Source organism: Sphingomonas sp. (assembly GCF_036388435.1).
GTDB lineage: Bacteria > Pseudomonadota > Alphaproteobacteria > Sphingomonadales > Sphingomonadaceae > Sphingomonas.
Window position 1 is genome coordinate 81,853 of the sequence record NZ_DASVRV010000013.1, and the last position, 21,605, is coordinate 103,457.

23 protein-coding genes and 1 tRNA gene are annotated in these 21,605 nt (G+C 69.0%); 15 read left to right on the top strand and 9 right to left on the bottom strand.

Annotation, left to right across the window (positions count from 1 at the left end; translation table 11 throughout):
* Positions 1-48 precede the first annotated feature (48 nt).
* The 9 genes from VF592_RS03690 to VF592_RS03730 all read left to right on the top strand — a co-directional run bounded on the left by VF592_RS03690 (position 49) and on the right by VF592_RS03730 (position 9,100).
* A complete protein-coding gene (locus VF592_RS03690; RefSeq protein WP_331004251.1) occupies positions 49-1,566 on the top strand; it encodes a phage tail protein in 1,518 nt (505 codons plus the stop codon).
* Positions 1,567-1,580: 14 nt separating this feature from the next.
* On the top strand, positions 1,581-1,991 hold the full coding sequence (locus VF592_RS03695; protein WP_331004252.1) for a hypothetical protein: 411 nt from the start codon (positions 1,581-1,583) through the stop codon (positions 1,989-1,991).
* Positions 1,988-4,324, top strand: a complete 2,337-nt coding sequence (locus tag VF592_RS03700) for a hypothetical protein (RefSeq protein ID WP_331004253.1) — start codon at positions 1,988-1,990, stop codon at positions 4,322-4,324. Before VF592_RS03695 ends, VF592_RS03700 begins: the two co-directional genes overlap by 4 nt.
* Positions 4,321-4,797 carry a hypothetical protein gene (locus VF592_RS03705; protein WP_331004254.1) on the top strand — a complete coding sequence of 159 codons (477 nt, stop codon included), beginning with the start codon at positions 4,321-4,323 and terminating at the stop codon, positions 4,795-4,797. The genes VF592_RS03700 and VF592_RS03705 overlap by 4 nt, the downstream gene beginning before the upstream one ends.
* A 37-nt stretch (positions 4,798-4,834) precedes the next feature.
* Positions 4,835-5,347 (top strand): TIGR02594 family protein, encoded by a 513-nt coding sequence (locus VF592_RS03710; RefSeq protein WP_331004255.1) that lies wholly within the window; start codon positions 4,835-4,837, stop codon positions 5,345-5,347.
* Positions 5,344-5,688 carry a hypothetical protein gene (locus tag VF592_RS03715; protein WP_331004256.1) on the top strand — a complete coding sequence of 115 codons (345 nt, stop codon included), beginning with the start codon at positions 5,344-5,346 and terminating at the stop codon, positions 5,686-5,688. Before VF592_RS03710 ends, VF592_RS03715 begins: the two co-directional genes overlap by 4 nt.
* 24 nt (positions 5,689-5,712) lie before the next feature.
* Positions 5,713-5,967: a spike base protein, RCAP_Rcc01079 family gene (locus tag VF592_RS03720; RefSeq protein ID WP_331004257.1), complete on the top strand. Its 255-nt coding sequence runs from the start codon at positions 5,713-5,715 to the stop codon at positions 5,965-5,967.
* Positions 5,968-6,173: 206 nt separating this feature from the next.
* The gene (locus tag VF592_RS03725; RefSeq protein ID WP_331004258.1) at positions 6,174-8,375 is read left to right on the top strand and encodes a hypothetical protein; all 2,202 of its coding nucleotides are present in this window, start codon (positions 6,174-6,176) and stop codon (positions 8,373-8,375) included.
* A gap of 491 nt (positions 8,376-8,866) precedes the next feature.
* Positions 8,867-9,100 (top strand): hypothetical protein, encoded by a 234-nt coding sequence (locus tag VF592_RS03730; RefSeq protein ID WP_331004259.1) that lies wholly within the window; start codon positions 8,867-8,869, stop codon positions 9,098-9,100.
* 25 nt (positions 9,101-9,125) lie between these two features.
* On the opposite strand, the gene VF592_RS03735 is transcribed toward VF592_RS03730, so the two are convergent.
* The 6 genes from VF592_RS03735 to VF592_RS03760 all read right to left on the bottom strand — a co-directional run bounded on the left by VF592_RS03735 (position 9,126) and on the right by VF592_RS03760 (position 14,201).
* Positions 9,126-9,377 (bottom strand): hypothetical protein, encoded by a 252-nt coding sequence (locus VF592_RS03735; RefSeq protein WP_331004260.1) that lies wholly within the window; start codon positions 9,375-9,377, stop codon positions 9,126-9,128.
* Between the two features lie 115 nt (positions 9,378-9,492).
* A tRNA-Lys gene (locus VF592_RS03740) sits at positions 9,493-9,568 on the bottom strand.
* A gap of 79 nt (positions 9,569-9,647) precedes the next feature.
* Positions 9,648-11,717: a penicillin-binding protein 2 gene (mrdA, locus tag VF592_RS03745; RefSeq protein WP_331004261.1), complete on the bottom strand. Its 2,070-nt coding sequence runs from the start codon at positions 11,715-11,717 to the stop codon at positions 9,648-9,650.
* Positions 11,717-12,238 (bottom strand): rod shape-determining protein MreD, encoded by a 522-nt coding sequence (mreD, locus tag VF592_RS03750; protein ID WP_331004262.1) that lies wholly within the window; start codon positions 12,236-12,238, stop codon positions 11,717-11,719. Before mreD ends, mrdA begins: the two co-directional genes overlap by 1 nt.
* Positions 12,235-13,137 carry a rod shape-determining protein MreC gene (gene mreC, locus VF592_RS03755; protein ID WP_331004263.1) on the bottom strand — a complete coding sequence of 301 codons (903 nt, stop codon included), beginning with the start codon at positions 13,135-13,137 and terminating at the stop codon, positions 12,235-12,237. The genes mreD and mreC overlap by 4 nt, the downstream gene beginning before the upstream one ends.
* A gap of 20 nt (positions 13,138-13,157) precedes the next feature.
* Entirely contained in the window at positions 13,158-14,201 is a 1,044-nt protein-coding gene (locus VF592_RS03760; RefSeq protein ID WP_331004264.1) for a rod shape-determining protein, read from the bottom strand.
* A gap of 150 nt (positions 14,202-14,351) precedes the next feature.
* On the opposite strand from VF592_RS03760, the gene mutL reads away from it, so the two are divergent.
* The gene (gene mutL / locus VF592_RS03765; RefSeq protein WP_331004265.1) at positions 14,352-16,121 is read left to right on the top strand and encodes a DNA mismatch repair endonuclease MutL; all 1,770 of its coding nucleotides are present in this window, start codon (positions 14,352-14,354) and stop codon (positions 16,119-16,121) included.
* Positions 16,122-16,201: 80 nt separating this feature from the next.
* Here mutL and rplI read toward each other — a convergent pair whose 3' ends face one another.
* Genes rplI through rpsF form a run of 3 tightly spaced genes read right to left on the bottom strand, consistent with a single transcriptional unit; the run spans position 16,202 to position 17,487 of the window.
* Positions 16,202-16,792, bottom strand: coding sequence for a 50S ribosomal protein L9 (gene rplI / locus VF592_RS03770; RefSeq protein WP_331004266.1), 591 nt, complete (start codon positions 16,790-16,792; stop codon positions 16,202-16,204).
* Between the two features lie 12 nt (positions 16,793-16,804).
* Entirely contained in the window at positions 16,805-17,029 is a 225-nt protein-coding gene (gene rpsR, locus VF592_RS03775) for a 30S ribosomal protein S18 (protein WP_331004267.1), read from the bottom strand.
* Positions 17,029-17,487, bottom strand: coding sequence for a 30S ribosomal protein S6 (gene rpsF / locus VF592_RS03780; protein WP_331004268.1), 459 nt, complete (start codon positions 17,485-17,487; stop codon positions 17,029-17,031). Before rpsF ends, rpsR begins: the two co-directional genes overlap by 1 nt.
* 258 nt (positions 17,488-17,745) lie before the next feature.
* Between rpsF and fabD the strand changes: the two genes are divergently transcribed.
* The 5 genes from fabD to fabF all read left to right on the top strand — a co-directional run bounded on the left by fabD (position 17,746) and on the right by fabF (position 21,591).
* Complete coding sequence (gene fabD, locus VF592_RS03785; RefSeq protein WP_331004269.1) at positions 17,746-18,705, top strand: ACP S-malonyltransferase; 960 nt, start codon at positions 17,746-17,748, stop codon at positions 18,703-18,705.
* A 30-nt stretch (positions 18,706-18,735) separates the two neighbouring features.
* Positions 18,736-19,167, top strand: coding sequence for a GxxExxY protein (locus VF592_RS03790; protein WP_331004270.1), 432 nt, complete (start codon positions 18,736-18,738; stop codon positions 19,165-19,167).
* Complete coding sequence (fabG, locus tag VF592_RS03795) at positions 19,167-19,907, top strand: 3-oxoacyl-[acyl-carrier-protein] reductase (protein ID WP_331004271.1); 741 nt, start codon at positions 19,167-19,169, stop codon at positions 19,905-19,907. The genes VF592_RS03790 and fabG overlap by 1 nt, the downstream gene beginning before the upstream one ends.
* 100 nt (positions 19,908-20,007) lie before the next feature.
* Positions 20,008-20,244, top strand: a complete 237-nt coding sequence (locus VF592_RS03800) for an acyl carrier protein (RefSeq protein ID WP_331004272.1) — start codon at positions 20,008-20,010, stop codon at positions 20,242-20,244.
* A gap of 84 nt (positions 20,245-20,328) precedes the next feature.
* Positions 20,329-21,591, top strand: coding sequence for a beta-ketoacyl-ACP synthase II (gene fabF, locus VF592_RS03805; RefSeq protein WP_331004273.1), 1,263 nt, complete (start codon positions 20,329-20,331; stop codon positions 21,589-21,591).
* Positions 21,592-21,605 lie beyond the last annotated feature (14 nt).

Genomic DNA, 21,605 nt, shown 5'->3' on the forward strand with positions numbered 1-21,605 from the left:
GTCATCGGCAAGGTTGTTTCAGCCGTCTGGCGGTCGACCTACGGGGTGGTGACCGGCTTCATCACGGACGGCACGCAAGGCGCCCTTCGCGGCCTGAGCAACTTCGTCACCGGGTTCACCGGCGGGCCCTCGGCCGCGATCATGAACACGCTCTCGGAGGTCGCCAGGTCGCTCGGCGCGTCGGCTCCGACCACGAAGGGCGGCACGCCGGGGGTGTTCCGTCAGGCGGTCTCGAACAGCTTCATCATCTACGGGAAACGACGGGCCGGTGGCCTGCTGATCTTCTTCCATCCGCTCGGCAAGGAGTTCCGCTACTTCGTGATCGCCGTCGCGGGGCACCGATGCAAAGGCGTCACGCGCTGGTGGCTGGGGGAAGAGGAAGTCACCGTGGACGGCGCTGGGAAGGTGACCAGCGGGCGGTATGCGAACAAGGGCTGGCTTTGGTTCAGCCGGGGCACCGACGATCAGGTGGCCCACCCGACCTTCGTCGCGGAGACGCAGGGCAAGTGGACCGCCAGCCACCGCGGGCAGGGCACCGCGCTGATCTATGCCAAGTTCCAGATGTCCGACGAGGTGGTGCAAGCGGGGATGCCGAACATCACGGCGGAGGTGGAGGGCAAGGACGATATCCTCGATCCGCGCACCGACACGCGGGGTTACACGCGCAACGCCGCCCTGGTGTTCTATGACTGGCTTGCCCTTGCTCGCGAAGAGGGCGGGTTCGGCGCCTATCCCGACGAGATCGACGACGATTGGGTCGCGGCCCAGGCGAACGTCTGCGACGAAATGGTCGACACGCCAGCCGGTCAGGAGCGGCGGTACGAGTTCGACAGCTACATCCAGACCGGCGCCGCGCCGAGCGAGGTGCGCGACACATTCGTCACCTGCTGCGCGGGCGCGTTCACCTATAGCGGCGGGAAGATGCTGTTGCGGCCCGGCTATTATGTCCCGCCATCCGCGACCCTCAAGGAGGACGATCTGGCCGGGCCCATCACGGTTCCCGCCCTTCTGGCTGGCGACCAGATGTCGAACGAGGTGACCGGCACCTATATCGAACCGACGCTATACCAACCCAGTGACGTACCGACACGATCGCTCGATGCGACCGACATCCGCCAGACCTCCTACGATCTGCCGCATGTCACCTCGATCTATCGGGGGCAGCGCATCCTCGAAATCTACCTGCGCAAAGCCCAGGCCGAACGCCGGGTCAGCTGGCCGATGAATATCATGGGCATCGCCATCTCGACGCTCGACACCGTGCAGCTGGCGACCGCGCGGTACGGCCTGTCGAACTACGTGTTCCAGACCGTCGGGTGGGGGTTGAGCCAAGACTTCTCGGTCGCGCTCCAGCTTGAGGAGCACAATGCCGAGATGTTCGAGTTCACGACGGGCATGTACGCGGCGGTCGGAGAGGTGGGCGACCTCGTGCCGGCCGATCCGATCGCGGACACCGTGGCCAGCGCTGGTTCCGCCGGCAGCGTCACCGACGGCACGACCACCTACACCCCTGCCCAGATCAAGACGCTCGAAGAGCGCCTGAACGCGCTCGAACAAGCCCCCTAACCGCGAGGCCCATCATGATCCATCCGGTAGCCGAGACGCTGATCGCGTATCGGTGGCAGCCCTATGTCGAGTTGATCGAGATATCGGGGCTCGACCTCGGCGCGGCCGGGGTCACCCTGCAGGTGCGCGCCTATCCCGACGCGCCCGGCGAGCCGCTGATCCACATCAACCGCAACGACAACCCGAATGCCGAGGGGATCGCGGTCGCGTTCGTCGAGCAGGTGGACGGGCTGTCGACCTACACGCTCCAGCTGCGCATCAACGAGACCAGTCTCGAAGCATTGCTGCCCTACCCCGGCAACGGGCTCGAACCCGGCCGCCCGCTGGAGCTGGCCTATGACCTCGTGATCGACGCCGCTGGCCTGCCCAAGTCGCGATGGATGACCGGCACCTTTCTCCTCGTCCCCGGAGCCAACCAGGCATGATCAGGCTTCGCTACGTCTCGAACGAGCGCAAGGTGCTCAAGATCGTCGGCGCGGATGCGCTCGCGGCCATGCTGGGTAGCGCGCTCTCGCGCGCGCTGGCGACGATCTCCAGCGCAGAGGCGACCGCGGTCGTGACCGCGATGACGGACGCGCTCGATGCGGTCGCGGCCGCGCGCGGGGAGGCCATGGAGGCCGTCGACCTCGCGACCGCCATCGTGGCCGGGTTCGCGGGCGATGTCGTGGCGCAGGGCAACGTCCCGATCCGCTCGACCATCGAAGGCTTTCGCGCGCTGCCGATCCCGGACGGCACGGCCTCGCTCATCATCAAGGGCCTGATGGCCGCCGATGACGGGCTGGGCGGGTCGTTCGCTTGGGACCCTGACTCCCTGCTGCCCGATGACGGCTCGGGGGTTCTCCGCCCGGACGGCATCGCGCCCGACGAGCCGGGCCGGGCCATCCGCGAGGCTCCGCGCACGTCCTGCTGCGCCGCGCACCTGACCGCCGCGCGCGAGCATAACGACAATGTGCCGCTGCCGATCGCGGTGTTCGACGGCCGGGTCTGGGGCCTGATGGGCGGCAACATCGTCTTCGCGGAAGTCGGGGACGAGGACAATTGGAGCGGCACGTTCGCGCCCGGCGTCCCCGGCGGGACGGTGAAGCTGATGCGCACCAGCGACGGCGAGGTGATCGGCATCGGCCCGGCCGCGATCTACAAGTCGAGCGGCTGGGGCACCGGCCCCGTGACGTGGACCCAGAAACAGGCGAACAGCGGCGGGAGCGCGACGTTCCTGTCGTTCGGCGCTGACGGCGACGGGACGCGGTTCATCGTCGGCGAATATTCCACCAACCCTGCGACCTGGTCGGACTCCACCTATGCATGGATCAGCACCGATGCCGGGGAGACCTGGACCGCGCGCTGGAACAGCAACGTCCAGGCACCCGCGTCCGGCCCGAGCCAGAGCCATATCCACGGCTGCGCCTATGACCGCTGGAGCCGCATCTTCTTCGTGTGCGAGGGGCATGGGCCGGGCGTCGGCATCTACTACTCGCTCGACGAAGGGGTGAGCTGGGCCAAGGTCACGAAGCTCGGCTTCCCGATGACGACCGCGCCCACCACGATCACTGCCACCGATCTGGGCATCGTGTGCGGGTCGGACAGCGAGTATAACGGGCTCTACATCCTCGACCGCGCAGCCGACCCGGCGGACATGTTCCTGCGCTGGGCATGGGAGTGGAACCGGGGCGCCGATCAGCTCAACGGGTTCGCCAATACCAGCTTCCGCGATCCTGCGACCGGGATCGTCTATGTCGCGTTCCGCGCCGAGGGACCGAACACCGTCTATGGGGGCGGGCGGCTGGTCATCGCCGCGTCCGATGGCGCGAGCGCGTCGGTCGTTTACGATAGCCCGAACGTCGCGGTCACGGGCTATCGATCGCCCTTCTACCTGACGGTCTCGCCGGGCAAGCGCCGCCTCACGCTCAGCATCTTCAACGAGACGGCGGGACTGCCGGGCCGGTTGACCGCGACGGTGCCGCCTCCGGGCGTCCAGGCGGACACGCTGCGTGATCCGGGCGGTGTGCTGTTCGGCCGTCGCATGAGCCCCGTGGGAAGCCTTGCGATCGGAGGCGACTCGGAGGCCGGGTTTCGCAGCGTGTCGGGTGGCCCGCGGTCGCGGGCGAACGGTGAGACGGGTGAGCAGCGCACGGCTTATGGCTGGCGCGCGCTGGCCCTGGGCAACTTCGCCACGGCGATCGGCGCGGATGTCGTGGTGGCACTCACTGCGGCGAACGCGACGGCGGGCGGACGCGGCGCGCGCGCGAACGGCACCAACGCGACCGTCTGGGGCTTCCAGGCCATCGGTGGGCTGAACGGTACAACTGTCGGCGCGCAGGCGGAGGCAGGCGATCAGGGGGTCGCGCTCGGCGTCAACGCCAAATCCACAGGGCAGCTATCGGTCGCCTTGGGCGCCCGTGCCTGGGCCATCCTGACCGGCACCACGGCGGTCGGGTCGGACGCCAACGCCAGCGGCGCGTTCGGCACCGCGATCGGGCGGCTGTCCTCGGCGGGGCTGAACAACACCGCGCTCGGTGCGGGAGCATGGGCGCACGGCGACAGTTCGGTTGCGCTCGGCAAGGACGCCAAGGCGCTGCACTCGTCTTCGGTGGCGCTGGGCGTCGGGAGCGTGACCGACGGCGCCGACCAGGTGATGATCGGTAATCGTCATCTCGTGATCACCGATCCCGGCCACGGCGTGATCCGTACCTCGCAGAACGGGAGCCGCTGGCGGGACGTGGTGTCGAACACCGGCGTGATCTCGACGGTGCCGGCATGAGCACCGCCAGCCCCGCCGCGCGCGCGGTCGCCAACACCGTGCATACGGTCGCCCAGAACGCGCCCATCACCGTGAAGAGCGAAACCGGCTTTTGGACGGCAGCCGGCGTGTGGACGGGTGTCGTCATCGCCCTGATCACGCTGGCCGCTGGCGTAGTCCGGGTGTGGCCCCGTCTGGTCGAACTATTCATGGGCCAGCGCCGGGCGGACATCGAGGATTTACGCAAGCGGATCAGCGAGCTCGAAACCAAGGTCGATGCCGCCCACACGGCCGCCCACACGGCCGAGATGAAGCTCGTCTACGCGGTCGCAGCGATCCAGCTGCTGGCGGCGAAGGTCCGGGCCGACAACCCGAACGACCCCACACTCGCGCAGGCGATGGAGCTGCTCGCCGCGGCGACCAGCGGCGGCTTCCCCGGCATCGACCAGCGGCTCGCGGCCGGGCTCTCAAAAATGCGCGGGACGAACGAATAGCGACTCGTCGCTGATCAAATCCGATTGGAGAAGCATCATGGCAGCGAAAGAACCGGCGTGGCTCCTGGCCGCGCGGGCGAAGCTCGGCACGCGCGAGGCGGCCGGGTCCGCGAACTCGTCGACGATCATGGGCTGGGCCAAGCGGCTCGGGTCGAAGATCGTCGGGATGGCATACAACGCGGACAGCGTACCCTGGTGCGGCCTGTTCGTCGCGACGTGCTTCCACGAGGTCGGGATCGCGCCCGTGTCGATCGCGGTTCGCGCGAAGAGCTGGGCAACCTGGGGTGCGCGGCTGCGCCCCGACCGGCTCGCGCCCGGCGCGGTGCTGGTGTTCGAGCGCCAGGGCGGGGGGCATGTCGGCTTCTATGTGGGCGAGGACGCGGCTGCGTATCACGTCCTGGGCGGCAACCAGGGCGATGCGGTGACCGTCACCCGCATCGCCAAGGACCGGCTGTTCGCCAGCCGGTGGCCGATCGGCCAGCCGGTGATCGGCGGGCCGGTGCAGCTCTCGGCGCGGGCGGGGGTTCCGCTGTCGAGGAACGAGGCGTGACGCAGGCGCGGCTGTTCGCCAACGTCATCGGCGCCGCGCTGATCACCGGCTTTCTGGGCGCGCTGGCGGCGCTGTTCGTCGTGCCGATCCCCGAGGCGAACCGCGACCTCGTGACCTACATGCTCGGCCAGCTGTCCGGGTTCGCGGGCGGCATCATCGCCTACCACTATGCCAGCAAGGCAGGGGACACGCGCGCGCAGGACCTGGACGCGGCCCGGTCGGTCAATCTGGGCAAGACGGTCGACCTCGCGCGCGAGGCGCTCGCCGCCACGCCGTCCGGCCCAGTCAAAGCGACGATCGTCAACGACGACGCTGATCCCGTGCCCGTCACGCCCGCCTGACTCACCCCGCCTGAAAGGAATATCATGCCCGACAAGTTCGCCGGCTACGCCGACAGCGTCGACTCTCCCGCAGCCACCTACCAGCCGGTCGTGAAAGGTCCCGGCGACCTGCCGACGGTGACCAAGGCGCTGCTCGTCGGCGTCGCGGGAACGGCCAACCTCGTTCAGCCCGACGGTACGCAGCGCGACAACGTCCCGCTCCAGCAGGGGTACAACCCGCTTCGTGTGCTTAAGGTGCTGACGGGTGGCACGGCCGACAACATCTGGGCGCTTTCCTGATGATAGGGTTCGGGTTCGGACAGACGCGCGCTACCCTGCTCCGGGGCGGGGCGGGAGGAGCGATCCTCCCGCCGGTCGCCGACACGGCCGCGCCCGTCATCTCGTCGCCGTCCAGCTATAGCGTCAGCGAGAACTCGCCGCTGAGCGGCGCCTCGGCCGCAAACGAGGCGGTCACCTGGAGCAAGACAGGTCCCGATGCGGCACTGGTGACGCTGAACCCATCGACCGGCGCGTGGTCGATCGCCGCGCAGGATTTCGAGATGCGGCAGGCGCTCTCGTGGACCCGCACCGCGACCGACGCCGCAGGTAATGCGACCTCGCAGCTCGTCTCGATCCAGATCCTGAACCTGAACGACACGAACCCGGCCGCCTTCGCGTTCGGCGACCTGCTCGACGTGACGACGGGCTCGGTCCAGACCTCGAATACGATCACGGTCGCGGGGCTGGGCGCATCCGATAGCGCCGTCGCGGCGGTGAGTGGTGCGATGTCCAGCGAGCTGTCGAGGAACGGTGGCGTGTGGAGCGCCGGACCGGTGAGCGTGGTAAACGGCGACACGATCGCGGTGCGGCACATCGCCGCGGGCGCGAACTCGGCCGCAACCGCGACAACGCTCGCGATCGGCGCGACGACCGACACCTTCGTCACCACGACCGTCGGCGCGGCGGGGAGTGCGCTTATCCCGGTCGGCGGCACCTTCGCTTGGGTCGGGGACGGCTTGAGCGCGATCGACGCCGGCGTAGGTCCGGGCGCCACCAATGCGCCCCACCAGTTCCAGGCCCTCATGGCTGGACTGGTTCAGCCGACGGCGCTCCCGGTGCTCGCGCAGTCCGGGACGACCATCAAGACGGACGACGGATCGAACCGCGCCTGGATCATGCCGGTGGCGATCAACGCCGCCGCCGCACAGACCCCTGACCTCTTTATCATGGGATCGATGGGCGCGAACGATAACGTGCTCGCGACGGCGCCTGGCGTGAACCCCGCCTCGGGCCAGACCACCAACCCGAGGCTGCAGGACTGGTACGACGCGGTGGCTTACGCCTATGCCAAGTTCCAGGCCTATGGCGGAAAACGGTTCCGGGTCGTGGCGACGATCGCGTCGACCAAAGCGGGCGAGACGGTCGTCGATAGCGGAGAGACCCAGGACCGCCGCACCCGCGTCTGGGCCGCGCAGGCGGCGTTCGTCGCGGCGCTGGGCGGCGGCGATAGCAAGGTCGCCTTTGTCGGTCTGACCGGGATGCTGCCCCCCTCGGCCTATTCCAGCAACACGGCCAGCTCGTTCGTCCACATCGACCAGCGCGGCGCATATTACATCGCCGCTGCCTTGAAGGCTTCGCTCGACGGGCACATCGAAGCCAAGACCCCGGCGGAGATCATGGACCTGATCGTGGCGGGTACGTATCCGCTGCAGGGCGCACAGCTTGATACCGATGCCGCGCTGACTGGCACGGCGGGAACGGTGACCGGCCCAGGCGTTACCGGCACGATCGCGACGAGCAAGCTGATCGCCAACACGACCGGCGCGACCGGCATCACCGTCTCGCAGGTGGGCACGGCAGGCGGCCGCACCAAAACGGTGGTCGACTTCGCCGCCGCCACCCCGACGACGGCGAATGGTCGCCTGCTGTTGCAGGACCGTCTCAACATGACGATCGCCGCTACGCCGGGCGCCTATGTGATGACCGGCGCGCTGATGCGCGCCAGCCCCGGCTTCTGGAACTTCGGCTCCGACTTCCTCGGCAACAACTTCGGCAAGTGGGGCGGCGGTGCCGCGTCGTTGGCGGCACCCGCATCTCCGGGCGCGTCGACCGGCACACCGGCGCAGGAGGCCGCCGCCAGTCCGATGGACACGCTGGTACTGACCAACCCCCTTCCGGTTTACGGGAGCAGCACGACCTTCGCCGGCAAACGCGGTTTTGCGCTGTACTGGCCGAGCGGGTCGACGCTTGCGGGCAGCTTCGAAATCGAGCGACCCTTCGCACACCTCGTGAACGAGCGGACTCGCCACGCGCCCGCCTATCTGGGAGATGTGATGACGATCGGCGGCAACCGCGTCGCGACCGGCGCGGGCAGCGTCGCCGGCGTAAGCGCTCCGCTAATGCGGTTGAGCGGGACCGTCTCTCAGGCGGCGGGTGGAACGGTGCGCTTAGAGCCGGGCCTCTGGACGCCGCGAGGACTGACAGAGGCCGACTTCGTCGGTCGCCATATCTATGCCGGTGGAGTCGCCGGCCAAGCCGGCACCGGCACCGGTGCGCTCATCGCCACGCTGTCCGGATCGACCTGGACCCATATGGTCGCCGCTGGCGCTGTCGCGACCGGCACGGTGCTTTACCCGGAAGCGGACGTCGACAACGGGATCGGCGGGACGGTGACGGTGCGTTCGCTGATCGGATTGATCGTTACTTAAGCGCGCGGCCTCGCGTCACCAGGCGAGATGTTCGTCGGTGCAGGACTCGCAGAAGCGCCGATTGTCGAGCTTCTCGCGCGGCTCCCGACATGCCCGGCACAGGTCCGGCGGCGTCCTGAGCGATTTCAGGAGATTTACCAGTCGTCCTATCCCGCGCGTCACAAATAGCATCATCGAGCCTATCATGCTGATAATGCGGCGGGACGCAATCCCAGGCATATCGTGAAAGCGCGAGCGCCAGGCGCGCGTCCTCTGGCAACACCTTGGGTGATCGGCGCTTGATATATTGCTGGAGGTAGGCCGGGTTGCGCCCGAGAGCCTCGGACACCGCGGTCAGGCTCTCGCCACGCGCGGCGGCGGTTGCAGCGACCTTGGCGCGCACCTCCTCGGGCCCGAGCGGGGCAGGGGTGGCATAGCAGGATTGGGGGCTTGCCGACTCGTCCATGCCGCGAGCATAGGGCGTTCCGCTTCTGTTCTCAAATCGAGTCGCGATGTCCCGCCGCAAGCCACCGCCCGCGTCGCTGTCCGAACTGGTCGAGGATCGGTGGAACCTCCACATCATCTGCCGGTGCGGTCGCATCGAGAACAAGCCGGCCCGGCCGCTGCTCGCCATGTTCCAGGCGCGAGGCTGGGCGGACGACTTCGCCACCTTGTCCGCGCATCTGCGGTGCATCAAGTGCGGCGAGCGCCCACAAAAGCTGGACGGCGTGCGCGGCTGGGGCTGATAGGGCCGGCCGCGGCCTACCCTGATCAGGACACGCCGCGAAGGCGGTCCACGTAAGCAGCCGCATCCTCAATCGGCACCACCGGGATGACGCGGAAGTTTCTCGTCCGCTCCGCGTGCTCGACCAGCGCGAACAGATCGTCAGCGGTCATGCCGCTGTCCAGATCGAGCACGTCTCCCTGCTCCAGCTTGGCGCTGAGCCAGCGGCGGGCTCGCGAAATCGGGAGGTCGATCGCCGGGCTACGCGACTCGGCGGAAGGTGCATCGGGCTTGTCCATCGCGGCACCCTATCACACCGGCTTGACCCGGCAAGTTGTCGGAATGGCGTGTCGGAACATGTCGAGGGAACATCGCTCCCCCGAGCAGAAAACCCAGCATTTACAACGTGAAAGGTGGTGGACGCACTTGGGCTCGAACCAAGGACCCGCTGATTAAGAGTCAGCTGCTCTACCAACTGAGCTATGCGTCCATGACCGGGCGCCGGCGGAAGGCCGCGGGCACGATCGGAAGCGGGCCGTTAGCATCCGCGTCCGGGGTTGCAAACCCTTTTATTGATCCCGCTCGGTGGTGCCGTCCTCGGCCACGGTCGAGCCTGCGGGGCCGAGGGCGGCGAGCGCGGCCTGGGTCTCGTTGGCGAGCGCGGTCGCCGCCTCGACCGCGGCGGCCTCGCTGGGCACCACGCCGTCCGTCCTGGTCGCCACCGCGCTCGCCTCCGCGTCGCGCGCGGCCTTGTAGGCGGCGGACTGGGCCGCGAGCCGGGTGGCGATGTCGCCGCCCCATTCCTCCTCCAGCGGCGCCAGCGACGCCAGGGCGCGCTCGCGGTCGTACAGAAAGGTGACGATGTCGCTCGCCATCGGCGCGGCGGTGACGATGTGGCCCGAATGTTCGAGCACCACCGCGATCGCATAACGTGGCTGGGCGGCGGGCGCGAAGCCCATGAACAGCGAATGGTCGCGCAGCTTGAACGGCAGCGCCGAGTCGCCGAGCACCCCCGAGCGCCGTTCCGCCATGGTGATGCGGCGGACCTGAGCCGTACCGGTCTTCCCCGCCAGCTCGACGCCGGGTATCTTGAGACGCGCCCGCCCGGCGGTGCCGCCGCCGTTCACCACCGCCCACATCGCGTCGCGCACCACCGCCAGATGCTCGGGCGCGGCGTCGAGCGCGGGCGGGTCGCGGTCTACCTTGCGCGCCAGCAACGTCGGCTTCACCACGCGCCCGCTCGCGATCCGCGCCGCCATGACGCAGAGCTGGAGCGGGTTGGACAGCACATAACCTTGGCCGATCGACGAGTTGAGCGAATCGGCGACCGTCCACTTGTCCTTGTATTTCCGCAGCTTCCACGCACTATCAGGCACGGTGCCGTAACGCTGCGTGTTGAAGGGCAGGTCGAACTTCTCGCCCATGCCGAGCGACCGGGCGACGGGCGCGAAGGCGTCGTAGCCAAGTCGCCGCGCCATTTCGTAGAAATAGATGTCGCAGCTTTGCGCGACCGCCTGGCGCATATCGACCGCGCCGTGCCCGCGCCGCTTGTGGCAGTGGAACAGGCCGCTCCCGACGCGCAGCGCGCCCGAGCAGGAGATGCGCTCGGCCGGATTCACCCCCGCCTTGAGCAGCGCGAGCGAGTTCATCGGCTTGACGGTCGAGCCCGGCGGATAGAGTCCCTGCGCGATCTTGTTCATCAGCGGCACGTGATCGTCGTCGGACAGCATCTTCCATTCGAGCTGGCTGATGCCGTCCGAAAAGCTGTTCGGATCATAGGCGGGCATCGACACCATGGCGAGCAGCTCGCCCGTGCGGCAGTCCATCACCACGACCGATCCCGAATGGGGGCCCAGCCGCCGCGCCGCATATTCCTGCAGGCCCGCGTCGATCGTCAGCCGGACGTTGCGCCCGGGCTCGTCGGGCTTGGTTTCCAGCGCCTGGACGAGCTTGCCACCCGCGGTGACCTCGATCCGCTTGGCCCCCGCCTCGCCGCGCAGCAGCGGCTCCAGCGTCTTTTCCAGCCCGTCCTTGCCTAGCTTGAACCCGGGGGTGACATAGAGCTGGTCGCGCGTTTCCTTGAACTGTTCGGCGGTGGCGGCGCCGACATAGCCGGTCAGGTGGGCGACCGCCGCGCCCGCTGGGTAATGCCGCGCGAAGCCGCGCGTCGGCACCACGCCGGGCAGTTCGGGCAAGCGGACGCTGACGGCGGCGAAACGCTCCCAGTCGAGCTTTTCCGCCACCTGCACCGGCTGGAACCCGGCCGCGCGTTCCAGGTCCAGCCGCAGGCGGGCCATCTCCTCGTCGGGCAGCCGCAACAGGCCGGCGAGCAGCGGCAGCACGCGATCGGGCTCGTGAAACCGGTCGGGAATGATGTCGACGCGGAAATCGGTGCGGTTGTTCGCGATGGGCAGTCCGTTGCGGTCGACCAGCCAGCCGCGCCGCGGCGGCATCAGCGTCATGTCGACGCGGTTGCTTTCGGACAGCAGATTATACCGGTCGTTCTCCGCGACCGCGAGCCAGCCCATGCGGCCGGCCAGCGCGAGCCCCACCGCGCCCTGCGCCGCGCCGAGCAGCCAGGCGCGGCGCGAAAAGCTATAGGCCTGGGTCGCCTCGCTCATGATCGGTTGGTGACGCATCAGCCCTCGCTTTGCCCACGCCGCCGGTCGATCCAGGCGACGATCCGCACGAACAGCGGGAAAAGCAGCACGGAGACGGCGATCTGGACCGCCAGCACCGGCGCGACCGGGGCGGCGAGTGGTGCGGCCACCAGCCGTCCGAGCAGGAGCGTCGCCGCGACCAGCCCGGCCGCGATCAGCCAGTCCTGCCCGAAATCGCGATCGGGAAAGCGTTGTTCGACGAGGTCGATCACCAGGAAACACAAACTCCACGCCAGCACCGCGCTGCCGAGCGGCTGGCCGCTCACCAGGTCGTCGAAGAAGCCGAGCGGTGCCGCCGCCCAGCGCCGGAGCGCGAAGCGGGCGAGCAGCCGCCAGGTCAGCAGCATCAGCAACCCGAGCGGGGGCAGCAGCGGCAAGGTCGCGACGACGGGCACGGCCGTCAAGGCCGATGCGCCCAACACGGTCGCCCAGGGCAGCGCGCGCGCGCGTGCAGGCGGCAGGACGGGGGCGAAGGGCCGATAGTCGAGGGCGTCGCTCATCCCGCGGGGCCGGGCTTGCTGGGCGGCGGGGCGGGCGGCAGGGCCGGGGAGGGGGGCGGCAGCGGCAGGAAGGGCCGCTCCACCAGTGCGAAATCCAGCGTGTCGGCGCGCGCCACCGTCCGGCCGAGCACGGTGTCGCGTCCGGTCGCGACGACGCGGGCGACCGGAATGCCCGGGGGATAGATGCCGCCCGTCCCCGACGTCACGAACAGGTCGCCCGCGGCGAAGCGCACGCCCAGATCGTCGACCGAGCGGATATCGACCGCCCCGTCGCCGCGCCCCGCCACGATGGCGGGCAGGCCGTCGCGCGTCCGGCGTACCGGAACCACGCTGTCGGGATCGACGAGCAGCAGCACGCGCGCCGCGTTCAGCCCCGTCTCGACCACGCGGCCGACCAGCCCGTCCGGGCCGCGCACCGGCATGCCCGGCCTGACCCCCGCGACCCGCCCGGCGTTCAGCAACGCGAAGCGGCGCGTGCTCCCCGCGGTCGACCCGACCAGCCGCGCGCTCACGACCGCCGCCGTGCTCCGGTCGCGGAGTGCCAGCAAGGTCCGCAGCCGGCGATTGTCATGGGCGATCGCGCGCGCGCGGGTGAGAAGCCGGCGGGTCGCCGCCGCTTCCCGCCGCAGCCGCTCATTCTCGTCATGCACCGCGAAATAGGTGCTGATCGCGCGCGGGACCGACAGCATCGCCTGTCCGCCGCCGGACATCAGCGAGGCGATCGGCGTGGTCACCTCCGCGACGCTCATGCGGAGCGCCGAGAAGAGGGGCGGATTGAGCGTGGACAGCAGCAGCAGCACGGCGCCGACGCCCACGCCGGCGACCGCGACCACATAGCTCAGCAGGACTCCATATTGTCGCCGCCGGGAGAAGCCCGGCCGCCGGTCGCGACCAGCCATCGCTCCTGTGCTCCGCCGGATCAGCCGCTCTGAAGAACGCCGCGGTACATCGGATCCTCGAGCGCGCGCCCGGTGCCCAGCGCGACGCAGGTCAACGGATCCTCGGCGACGGTCACGGGCAGTCCGGTCTCGTCGCGCAGCACCTCGTCCAGCCCTTCGAGCAGCGCGCCGCCGCCGGTCAGGACGATGCCCTGGTCGACGATGTCGGCCGCGAGTTCGGGGGCGGTATTCTCCAGCGCGACGCGCACGCCCTCGACGATCGTCGCCACCGGTTCCGACAACGCCTCGGCGATCATGCCCTGGTTGATCATGATCTCCTTGGGCACGCCGTTGACGAGATCGCGGCCCTTGATCGGGATGACTTTGCCGATACCGTCGGCCGGCGGGCGGGCGATGCCGATCTCCTGCTTGATCCGCTCGGCCGTCGCCTCGCCGATCAGGAGATTGTGGTTGCGACGCACGTACGAGACGATCGCCTCGTCCATCTTGTCGCCGCCGACGCGTACCGAGGTGGTGTAGGCCAGCCCGCGCAAGGAGAGCACCGCGACCTCGGTCGTCCCGCCGCCGATGTCGACGACCATCGATCCGATCGGCTCGGTGACCGGCATGTCGGCGCCGATCGCGGCGGCCATCGGCTCCTCGATCAGCCATACCTGGCTGGCGCCGGCATTGGACGCGGCGTCGCGGATCGCGCGGCGTTCGACCTTGGTCGATCCCGACGGCACGCAGATCACGATCTCGGGAAAGCGCGCAAAGAAATTGCGGGGGCCATGCACCTTCTGGATGAAATGCTTGATCATCTGCTCGGCCACGTCGATGTCGGCGATGACGCCGTCGCGTAAGGGGCGGATCGCCTCGATCGTGCCCGGGGTCTTGCCCATCATCAGCTTGGCGTCGTCGCCGACCGCCTTGACGCGCTTGACGCCGTTGATCGTCTCCACCGCCACGACCGACGGCTCGTTCAGGACGATGCCGCGTCCGCGCACATAGACCACGGTGTTGGCGGTGCCCAGGTCGATCGCCATGTCCTGCGACATGAACTTGAAGAAGCGCGAAAAGGACATGGAGGCGGTTCAATCCCGTTGAGCGCCGGCGGCCCCCCACGGGCGACGGCGGATCACATCATCTCGCGGGCACGCGCATCACGTCACCGGGCGCCAGGTGTTCGCGTTTGCGGGTCGCGGGATGCCCGCCGTTGGTCTAGGACGTGACCCATGTCAATAAGAAGGCTGCCCGAACGGCTGGTCAACCGGATCGCCGCCGGTGAAGTGGTCGAAAGACCCGCCAGCGCGTTGAAGGAGCTGGTCGAGAACGCGATCGACGCGGGCGCCGCGCGGATCGCAATATCGCTGCGCGCGGGCGGGATCGAGCGGATCGAGGTCGCCGATGACGGCTCCGGCATGACCCCCGCCGACCTGGCGCTGGCGCTCGAACGTCACGCCACCTCCAAGCTCCCGGAGAGTCTCGTCGGAGAGGAGGGGGCGATCGAGGCGGTCACGACGCTAGGTTTCCGGGGCGAGGCCTTGCCCTCGATCGCGAGCGTCGCGCGCTTCACCATCGAGTCGCGCCTGCGCGGCGCTGATGGCTGGGCGCGCGTGGTCGACAACGGCCTGGTCGAGCGGGAAGGCCCCGCCGCGCTCCCGCCCGGCACGCGGGTGATCGTCGAACAGCTGTTCGCCAGGCTGCCCGCCCGGCGCAAGTTCCTGCGCTCGGGGCGCTCCGAATATGCCGCCTGCCTCGACATCGTGCGGCGGTTGGCGATGGCGCGGCCCGATATCGCCTTTGCGGTCGAGCATGACGGCCGGCGCGTGCTCGCCGCCGATGCGGGCGACGATCGCCCGCGCCGCGTCGCCGCGCTCACCGACCGGATGCTCGGGGAGAATGCGGTCCCGATCGACCTGGAGCGTGACGGCTATCGCCTGGGCGGGGTGGCGAGCCTGCCCACCTTCAACCGCGGCGTCGCCGACCACCAATATCTGTTCGTCAATGGCCGCCCGGTCCGCGATCGCCTGCTCATGGGCGCGATCCGCGGCGCCTATGCGGAGATGCTTCCGCGCGACCGGCACGCGATCGTCGCGCTGTTCCTCGACCTGCCGCCCGAGCTGGTCGACGTGAACGTCCATCCCGCCAAGACCGAGGTGCGCTTCAGCGACGCGGTGCTCGTGCGCGGGCTGATCGTGTCGGGGCTGCGCCGCGCGCTGGACGCCACCGGCCACCGCGCGGTCCGGCGCCCGACCGAGGCGGCGCTCGGCATGTGGCGACCCGAGCCGATGCCCGAGATGACGGGAGATCGCGCGGTGCCGGTGCTCGACCCCCCGCTGGTGCGCGAGGCCCGGCCCGACTTTTTCACCGCGCCCCCGCAGGCGCGCGCCGAGCCCGCCTGGTCGCCCCCGCCCACGACCACGCATCCGCTGGGCGTCGCGCGCGGGCAGGTGGCCACCACCTATATCGTCGCGGAGGCGGAGGACGGGCTGGTGCTCGTCGACCAGCATGCCGCGCATGAACGCATCGTCCTCGAACGGCTGCGCGCCGCTGCGTTGGGCGGGCGCGTCGCGGCGCAGGCGCTGCTGCTGCCCGAGGTCGTCGAGCTGGACGAACCCGGCTGCGACCGGCTGGAGGCGCGGTCGAGGGAGCTGGCCGATTTCGGGCTGGAGATCGAACGCTTCGGCCCGCGCGCGATGCTGGTGCGCGCCACGCCCGCGCCGCTCGGCCGGCCCGACACGGCCGCGCTCCTGGCCGATCTGGCCGACGAGCTCGGCGCCTATGACGAGGCGCTGTCGCTCCGCGAGCGGCTCGACCATGTCGCCGCCACCATCGCCTGCCACGGCTCGGTGCGCGCGGGCCGGGTGCTGAACGTCGCCGAGATGAACGCGCTACTGCGCGAGATGGAGGCGACGCCGCATTCGGGCCAGTGCAACCATGGGCGACCGACCTGGGTGAAGCTGGCCCATGCCGATATCGAGAAGCTGTTCGGGCGGCGTTGACCCGGCGCCGACTAACGTGAAAAGGGCCGCCCGGATCGACATCCGGACGGCCCTTGTAGTTTGGTATTGGCGCGAAAGCCTCAGCCCTGGGGCTGCTGCTCCGTCTCGACCTCGGCGGTCGCGCCGGGCTCGGCGTTGGGATCGTAATCCTCGACGAAGCCGGCCTCGTCGCGCTCGAACATCGACGCCATGACGTCGACGCCCTCGGCCTGCATCGCCGCTTCCTCGGGCGAGCGGGCGACGTTGACCTTGACGGTCACCGCGACCTCTGGGTGGAGCGAGACGCGCACGTCGTACACGCCGATCGCCTTGATCGGGCGGTCGAGCACGATCGCCGACTTGGCCACCTTGTGACCGTCCGCGACCAGCGAATCGACCAGATCGCGCACCGCGACCGAGCCGTAGAGCTGGCCGGTGTTCGACGCCTGACGGATCAGGGTCACCGACACGCCCTCGAAGGTCTTCGCCTCGGCCTCGGCCTCGCCGCGACGATTGGCGTTGTCCGATTCGATCCGCGCGCGGTTCGAATCGAACACGCGGCGATTCGCCTCGTTGGCCCGCAGCGCCTTCTTGCGGGGCAACAGGAAGTTGCGCGCGAAGCCGTCCTTGACCGTGACCACGTCGCCGATGGCGCCGAGCTTCTCGACGCGCTCAAGCAGAATAACGTCCATCTATCGGACTCCTTACTTCACGACATAGGGCAGCAGGCCCAGGTGACGGGCGCGCTTGATCGCGATCGCCAGCTCGCGCTGCTTCTTGCCGGACACCGAAGTGATGCGGCTGGGGACGATCTTGCCGCGCTCGGACACGAAGCCCTGGAGCAACCGGACGTCCTTGTAATCGATCCGGGGAGCGTCCTTGGCGGAAAAGGGGCAGCTCTTGCGACGGCGGAAAAACGGACGTGCCATTATGCGGCCTCCTCTTCACGGTCACGACGGGGACGGTCGGGGCGGTCGCCGCGATCGGAGCGCTCGCCGCGGTCCGGGCGATCGCCACGGCCCTCGCGGCCGCCTTCGCGGTCGCCGCGACGCTCGCGGTCGCGCTCCTGCTTGCGCATCATCACGGTCGGGCCCTCTTCGAGCGCGTCGACGCGGACGGTCATGTAGCGGATCACGTCCTCGTTGATCTGCGTCTGCCGCTCGAGCTCCGCGACCACGTCGCCGGGCGCCTCGATCTCGAGCATGACGTAATGCGCCTTGCGGTTCTTCGCGATCCGATAGGCGAGGCTGCGAAGGCCCCAATTCTCGGTCTTGACCACGCGGCCCTGATTTTCGGTGACGATACGGGTGGCGTTTTCCGCCAGAGCGTCCACCTGCGCCTGTGCCAGATCCTGGCGCGCAAGGAACACATGCTCGTAAAGAGCCATGCTGCTTCTTTCATCTTGGCCGATCGCTGACGCCCGCCCCATGCGATGCGCCCCTCCGGCTTTCTTTCGACATTCGGTGATCGCGCGACGGATAGCCGCCGGCACGATCCGCGCACCTTACCGACTTGCCCGCAAAAGGCAAGGCGGGCGGGGCGATGCCCGTCGCGGTGCTCACGACCGGGCTGGTCCGCGCCCGCGCCGGTTGACCCCCGCCCGGCGGCTCGCCTAGTCGAACGGCGACAGCCCAAGGAGTTCACGGTGCGCGCATTCATCTTTCCCGGCCAGGGAAGCCAGGCGGTCGGCATGGGCCGCGCCCTCGCCGATGCGAGCGCGACCGCGCGCGACGTGTTCGGCGAGGTCGACGAGGCGCTCGGCCAAAGCCTGTTACGCCTGATGAGCGACGGTCCGGCCGACGCGCTTCAGCTCACGGAGAACGCCCAGCCCGCGATCATGGCCAACGCCGTCGCGACGCTCCGGGTGCTCGAGCGCGAGGCGGGCGTCCGCCTCGCCGACAAGGCCGATTATGTCGCCGGCCACAGCCTGGGCGAATATAGCGCGCTCTGCGCGGCCCAGGCGCTCGACCTGGCGACGACCGCCCGGCTGCTCAAGCTGCGCGGCCAGGCGATGCAGCGCGCGGTCGCCGTGGGCGAGGGAGCGATGGCGGCCCTGCTCGGCGCGAACGTCGAGCTGGCGGGCACGATCGCGGGCACGGCGGTCGACCAGATCCTGGCGGAAGGCGGGCCCGAGCTCGTCTGCACCGTCGCCAACGACAACGACCCCGGCCAGGTCGTCATCTCCGGCCACCGCGCCGCCGTCGAGCGCGCCGTGGCGCTCGCCAAGGGGCTCGGCGCCAAGCGCGGGGTGATCCTCCCCGTCTCGGCTCCCTTCCATTGCAGCCTGATGGAACCCGCCGCGCGCGAGATGGAAGCCGCGCTCGCCGACGCCGACCTGCGCGGCCCGCTGGTGCCCGTCTACGTCAACGTCGACGCCGCACCCGTCGCCGACCCCGGCGCGCTCCGTCACCTGCTGGTCCAACAGGTCACCGGCATGGTCCGCTGGCGCGAATCGATCGAGCGCATGGTCGCCGAGGGGGTGACCGACTTCGTCGAGTTCGGCGGCAAGGTGCTCGGCCCCATGGTCAAGCGCATCGCCCCCGACGCGAACGCGATCAGCGTGGTGTCGATGGACGACATCGACGGGCTGGTGAAGGCGATCTAGGGTCACGCGGAGGCGCGGAGGCGCGGAGAAGTGAAGAACCTTGACGACATAAGCGGCGATGTCATCGATCTGGCACTTCGGCTGCACCGGGAGCTAGGGCCGGGACTGCTCGAAAGCGTGTATGAAATCGTTCTTGCCAGCAAGCTGGCGAGCTTGGGCCATCATGTCGCGCGCCAACACCCGGTCGACATAGAATTCGACGGCATGCGGTTCGAGAATTCCTTCCGGGTCGATCTGCTGATCGACAGGCGCTTGATCGTCGAGATCAAGTCGGTCGAGCGGCTGAACCCGGTCCACGGGAAGCAGCTGCTGACCTATCTACGTCTGATGAAACAGCCCGTCGGGCTGCTTATCAATTTCGGCGGCGAAACGCTTAAGGAGGGGCTCCGGCGCGTGGTCAATGATTACACCCCCTCCGCGTCTCCGCGCCTCCGCGTGAACCAACCTTCTGGGAGAAGCTGATGTTCGATCTCACAGGCATGACCGCCCTCGTCACCGGCGCCTCGGGCGGGATCGGGTCGGCGATCGCGCGGGCCTTGGCGGGGCAGGGCGCCCGGCTCGCGGTTTCGGGGTCGAACCCCGACAAGCTCGACGCGTTTCTGGCGACGCTCCAGGGCGACCATGTCGCGCTCCCGTGCGACCTGTCCGACCCGGCCGCGGTCGACGCGCTCGTCCCGCGCGCGGTCGAGGCGCTGGGGGGCAGGCTCGACATCCTCGTCAACAATGCCGGGGTCACCCGCGACAATCTGACGATGCGGATGAAGGACCAGGAATGGGCGGACGTGATCGGCGTCAACCTGGAGGCGGCGTTTCGCCTGATCCGCGCGGCCGCCAAGCCGATGATGAAGGCGCGCTTCGGGCGGATCGTCTCCGTCACCTCGGTCGTCGGTGCGACGGGCAATCCCGGCCAGGCCAATTATGCCGCGTCCAAGGCGGGGCTGGTCGGCCTGTCCAAGGCGGTAGCGCAGGAGCTGGCGACGCGCGGCATCACCGTCAATTGCGTCGCGCCCGGCTTTATCCGCTCGGCGATGACCGACGCGCTGCCCGACGCGCAGAAGGCGCAGCTCGCGACGCGTATCCCCGCGGGAACGCTGGGCGAGGGCGAGGACGTCGCCGCCGCCATCGTCTATCTCGCCAGCCGCGAGGCGGGTTACGTCACCGGCCAGACGCTGCACGTCAATGGCGGCATGGCGATGATCTGACCCGCTCCGAGGCGCCCGCACCGGGATCAGACGCTTGCGCGCGGCAAAACCCCGTTCTACGTGCGTTCAGGAACACCACGCTTACGCCAAAGGGAAGAATATGAGCGAGACCGCCGACCGCGTGAAGAAGATCGTCGTCGAGCACCTCGGCGTCGAGGCCGACAAGGTGACCGAGGATGCCAGCTTCATCGACGACCTGGGCGCGGACAGCCTCGACATCGTCGAGCTGGTGATGGCGTTCGAAGAGGAATTCGGTGTCGAGATCCCCGACGACGCGGCCGAGAAGATCGGGACCGTCAAGGACGCGATCACCTATATCGACGAGCATCAGGCCTGAGCCCAATCGCTCGACGGACAGGAACGGCTCCCGCCCGGATCGCCGGCCGGGAGCCGTTTTCGTTTACGGAACAAGGATAAGCAGATGCGGCGTGTCGTCGTAACCGGACTGGGGCTCGTGACGCCGCTGGGCGCGGAGGTCGAGCGTGTCTGGGCCAACCTTCTCGCCGGGCGCTCCGGCGCGGGGCCGATCACCCGCTTCGATCCCACCGGCTATGCCTGCCGCATCGCCTGCGAGGTCAAGCCGGCCGATCACGAATATGGCTTCGATCCCAATTTGCGCGTCGATCACAAGGTCCAGCGTCAGGTCGATCCCTTCATCATCTTCGGCATCGACGCCGCCGGCCAGGCGCTGGAGGATGCCGGCCTGACCGACATGTCGGAGGAGGAGCGGTTCCGCGCGGGCTGCACCATCGGCTCCGGGATCGGCGGGCTGCCCGGCATCGAGAGCGAGTCGATCGTGCGTCACGAAAAGGGTCCGCGCCGCGTCTCGCCGCACTTCGTCCATGGCCGGCTGATCAACCTCATCTCGGGCCAGGTCTCGATCAAATACGGGTTGATGGGCCCCAACCATGCGGTCGTGACCGCCTGTTCGACCGGGGCGCACGCGATCGGCGACGCCGCGCGGATGATCGCGATGGACGATGCCGACGTGATGCTCGCGGGCGGGGCCGAGGGAGCGATCTGCCCGCTCGGCATCGCCGGTTTCGCCCAGGCGCGCGCGCTCTCCACCAACTTCAACGACCAGCCCGAGCGTGGCTCGCGTCCCTATGACCGCGACCGCGACGGGTTCGTGATGGGCGAGGGCGCCGGGGTGCTGGTGCTCGAGGAATATGAACATGCCCGCGCGCGCGGCGCGAAGATGTACGCCGAAGTGATCGGCTATGGCCTGTCGGGCGACGCCTATCACGTCACCGCGCCGCATCCCGAGGGGTCGGGCGCGTTCCGGTCGATGCAGATGGCGGTGCGCAAGTCCGGCCTCGCGCTGGAGGACATCGACTATATCAACGCCCATGGCACCTCGACCCCGCTGGGCGACGAGCTAGAGCTGGGCGCGGTCCGGCGGCTGTTCGGCGACGCGCTGAACGACGTGTCGATGAGCTCGACCAAATCGGCGATCGGCCATCTTCTCGGCGGTGCGGGGGCGGTGGAATCCATCTTCTGCATCCTGGCGATGCGCGACCAGGTCGTGCCGCCGACGCTCAACCTCGACAATCCCAGCGAGAATTGCGTCGGCGTCGACCTGGTGCCGCACGTCGCCAAGGAACGCCCGGTCCGCGCGATCCTCAACAACAGCTTCGGCTTCGGCGGCACCAATGCCAGCCTGGTGATGAGGCCGGTGGCGTGATCGCCCGAACGCGC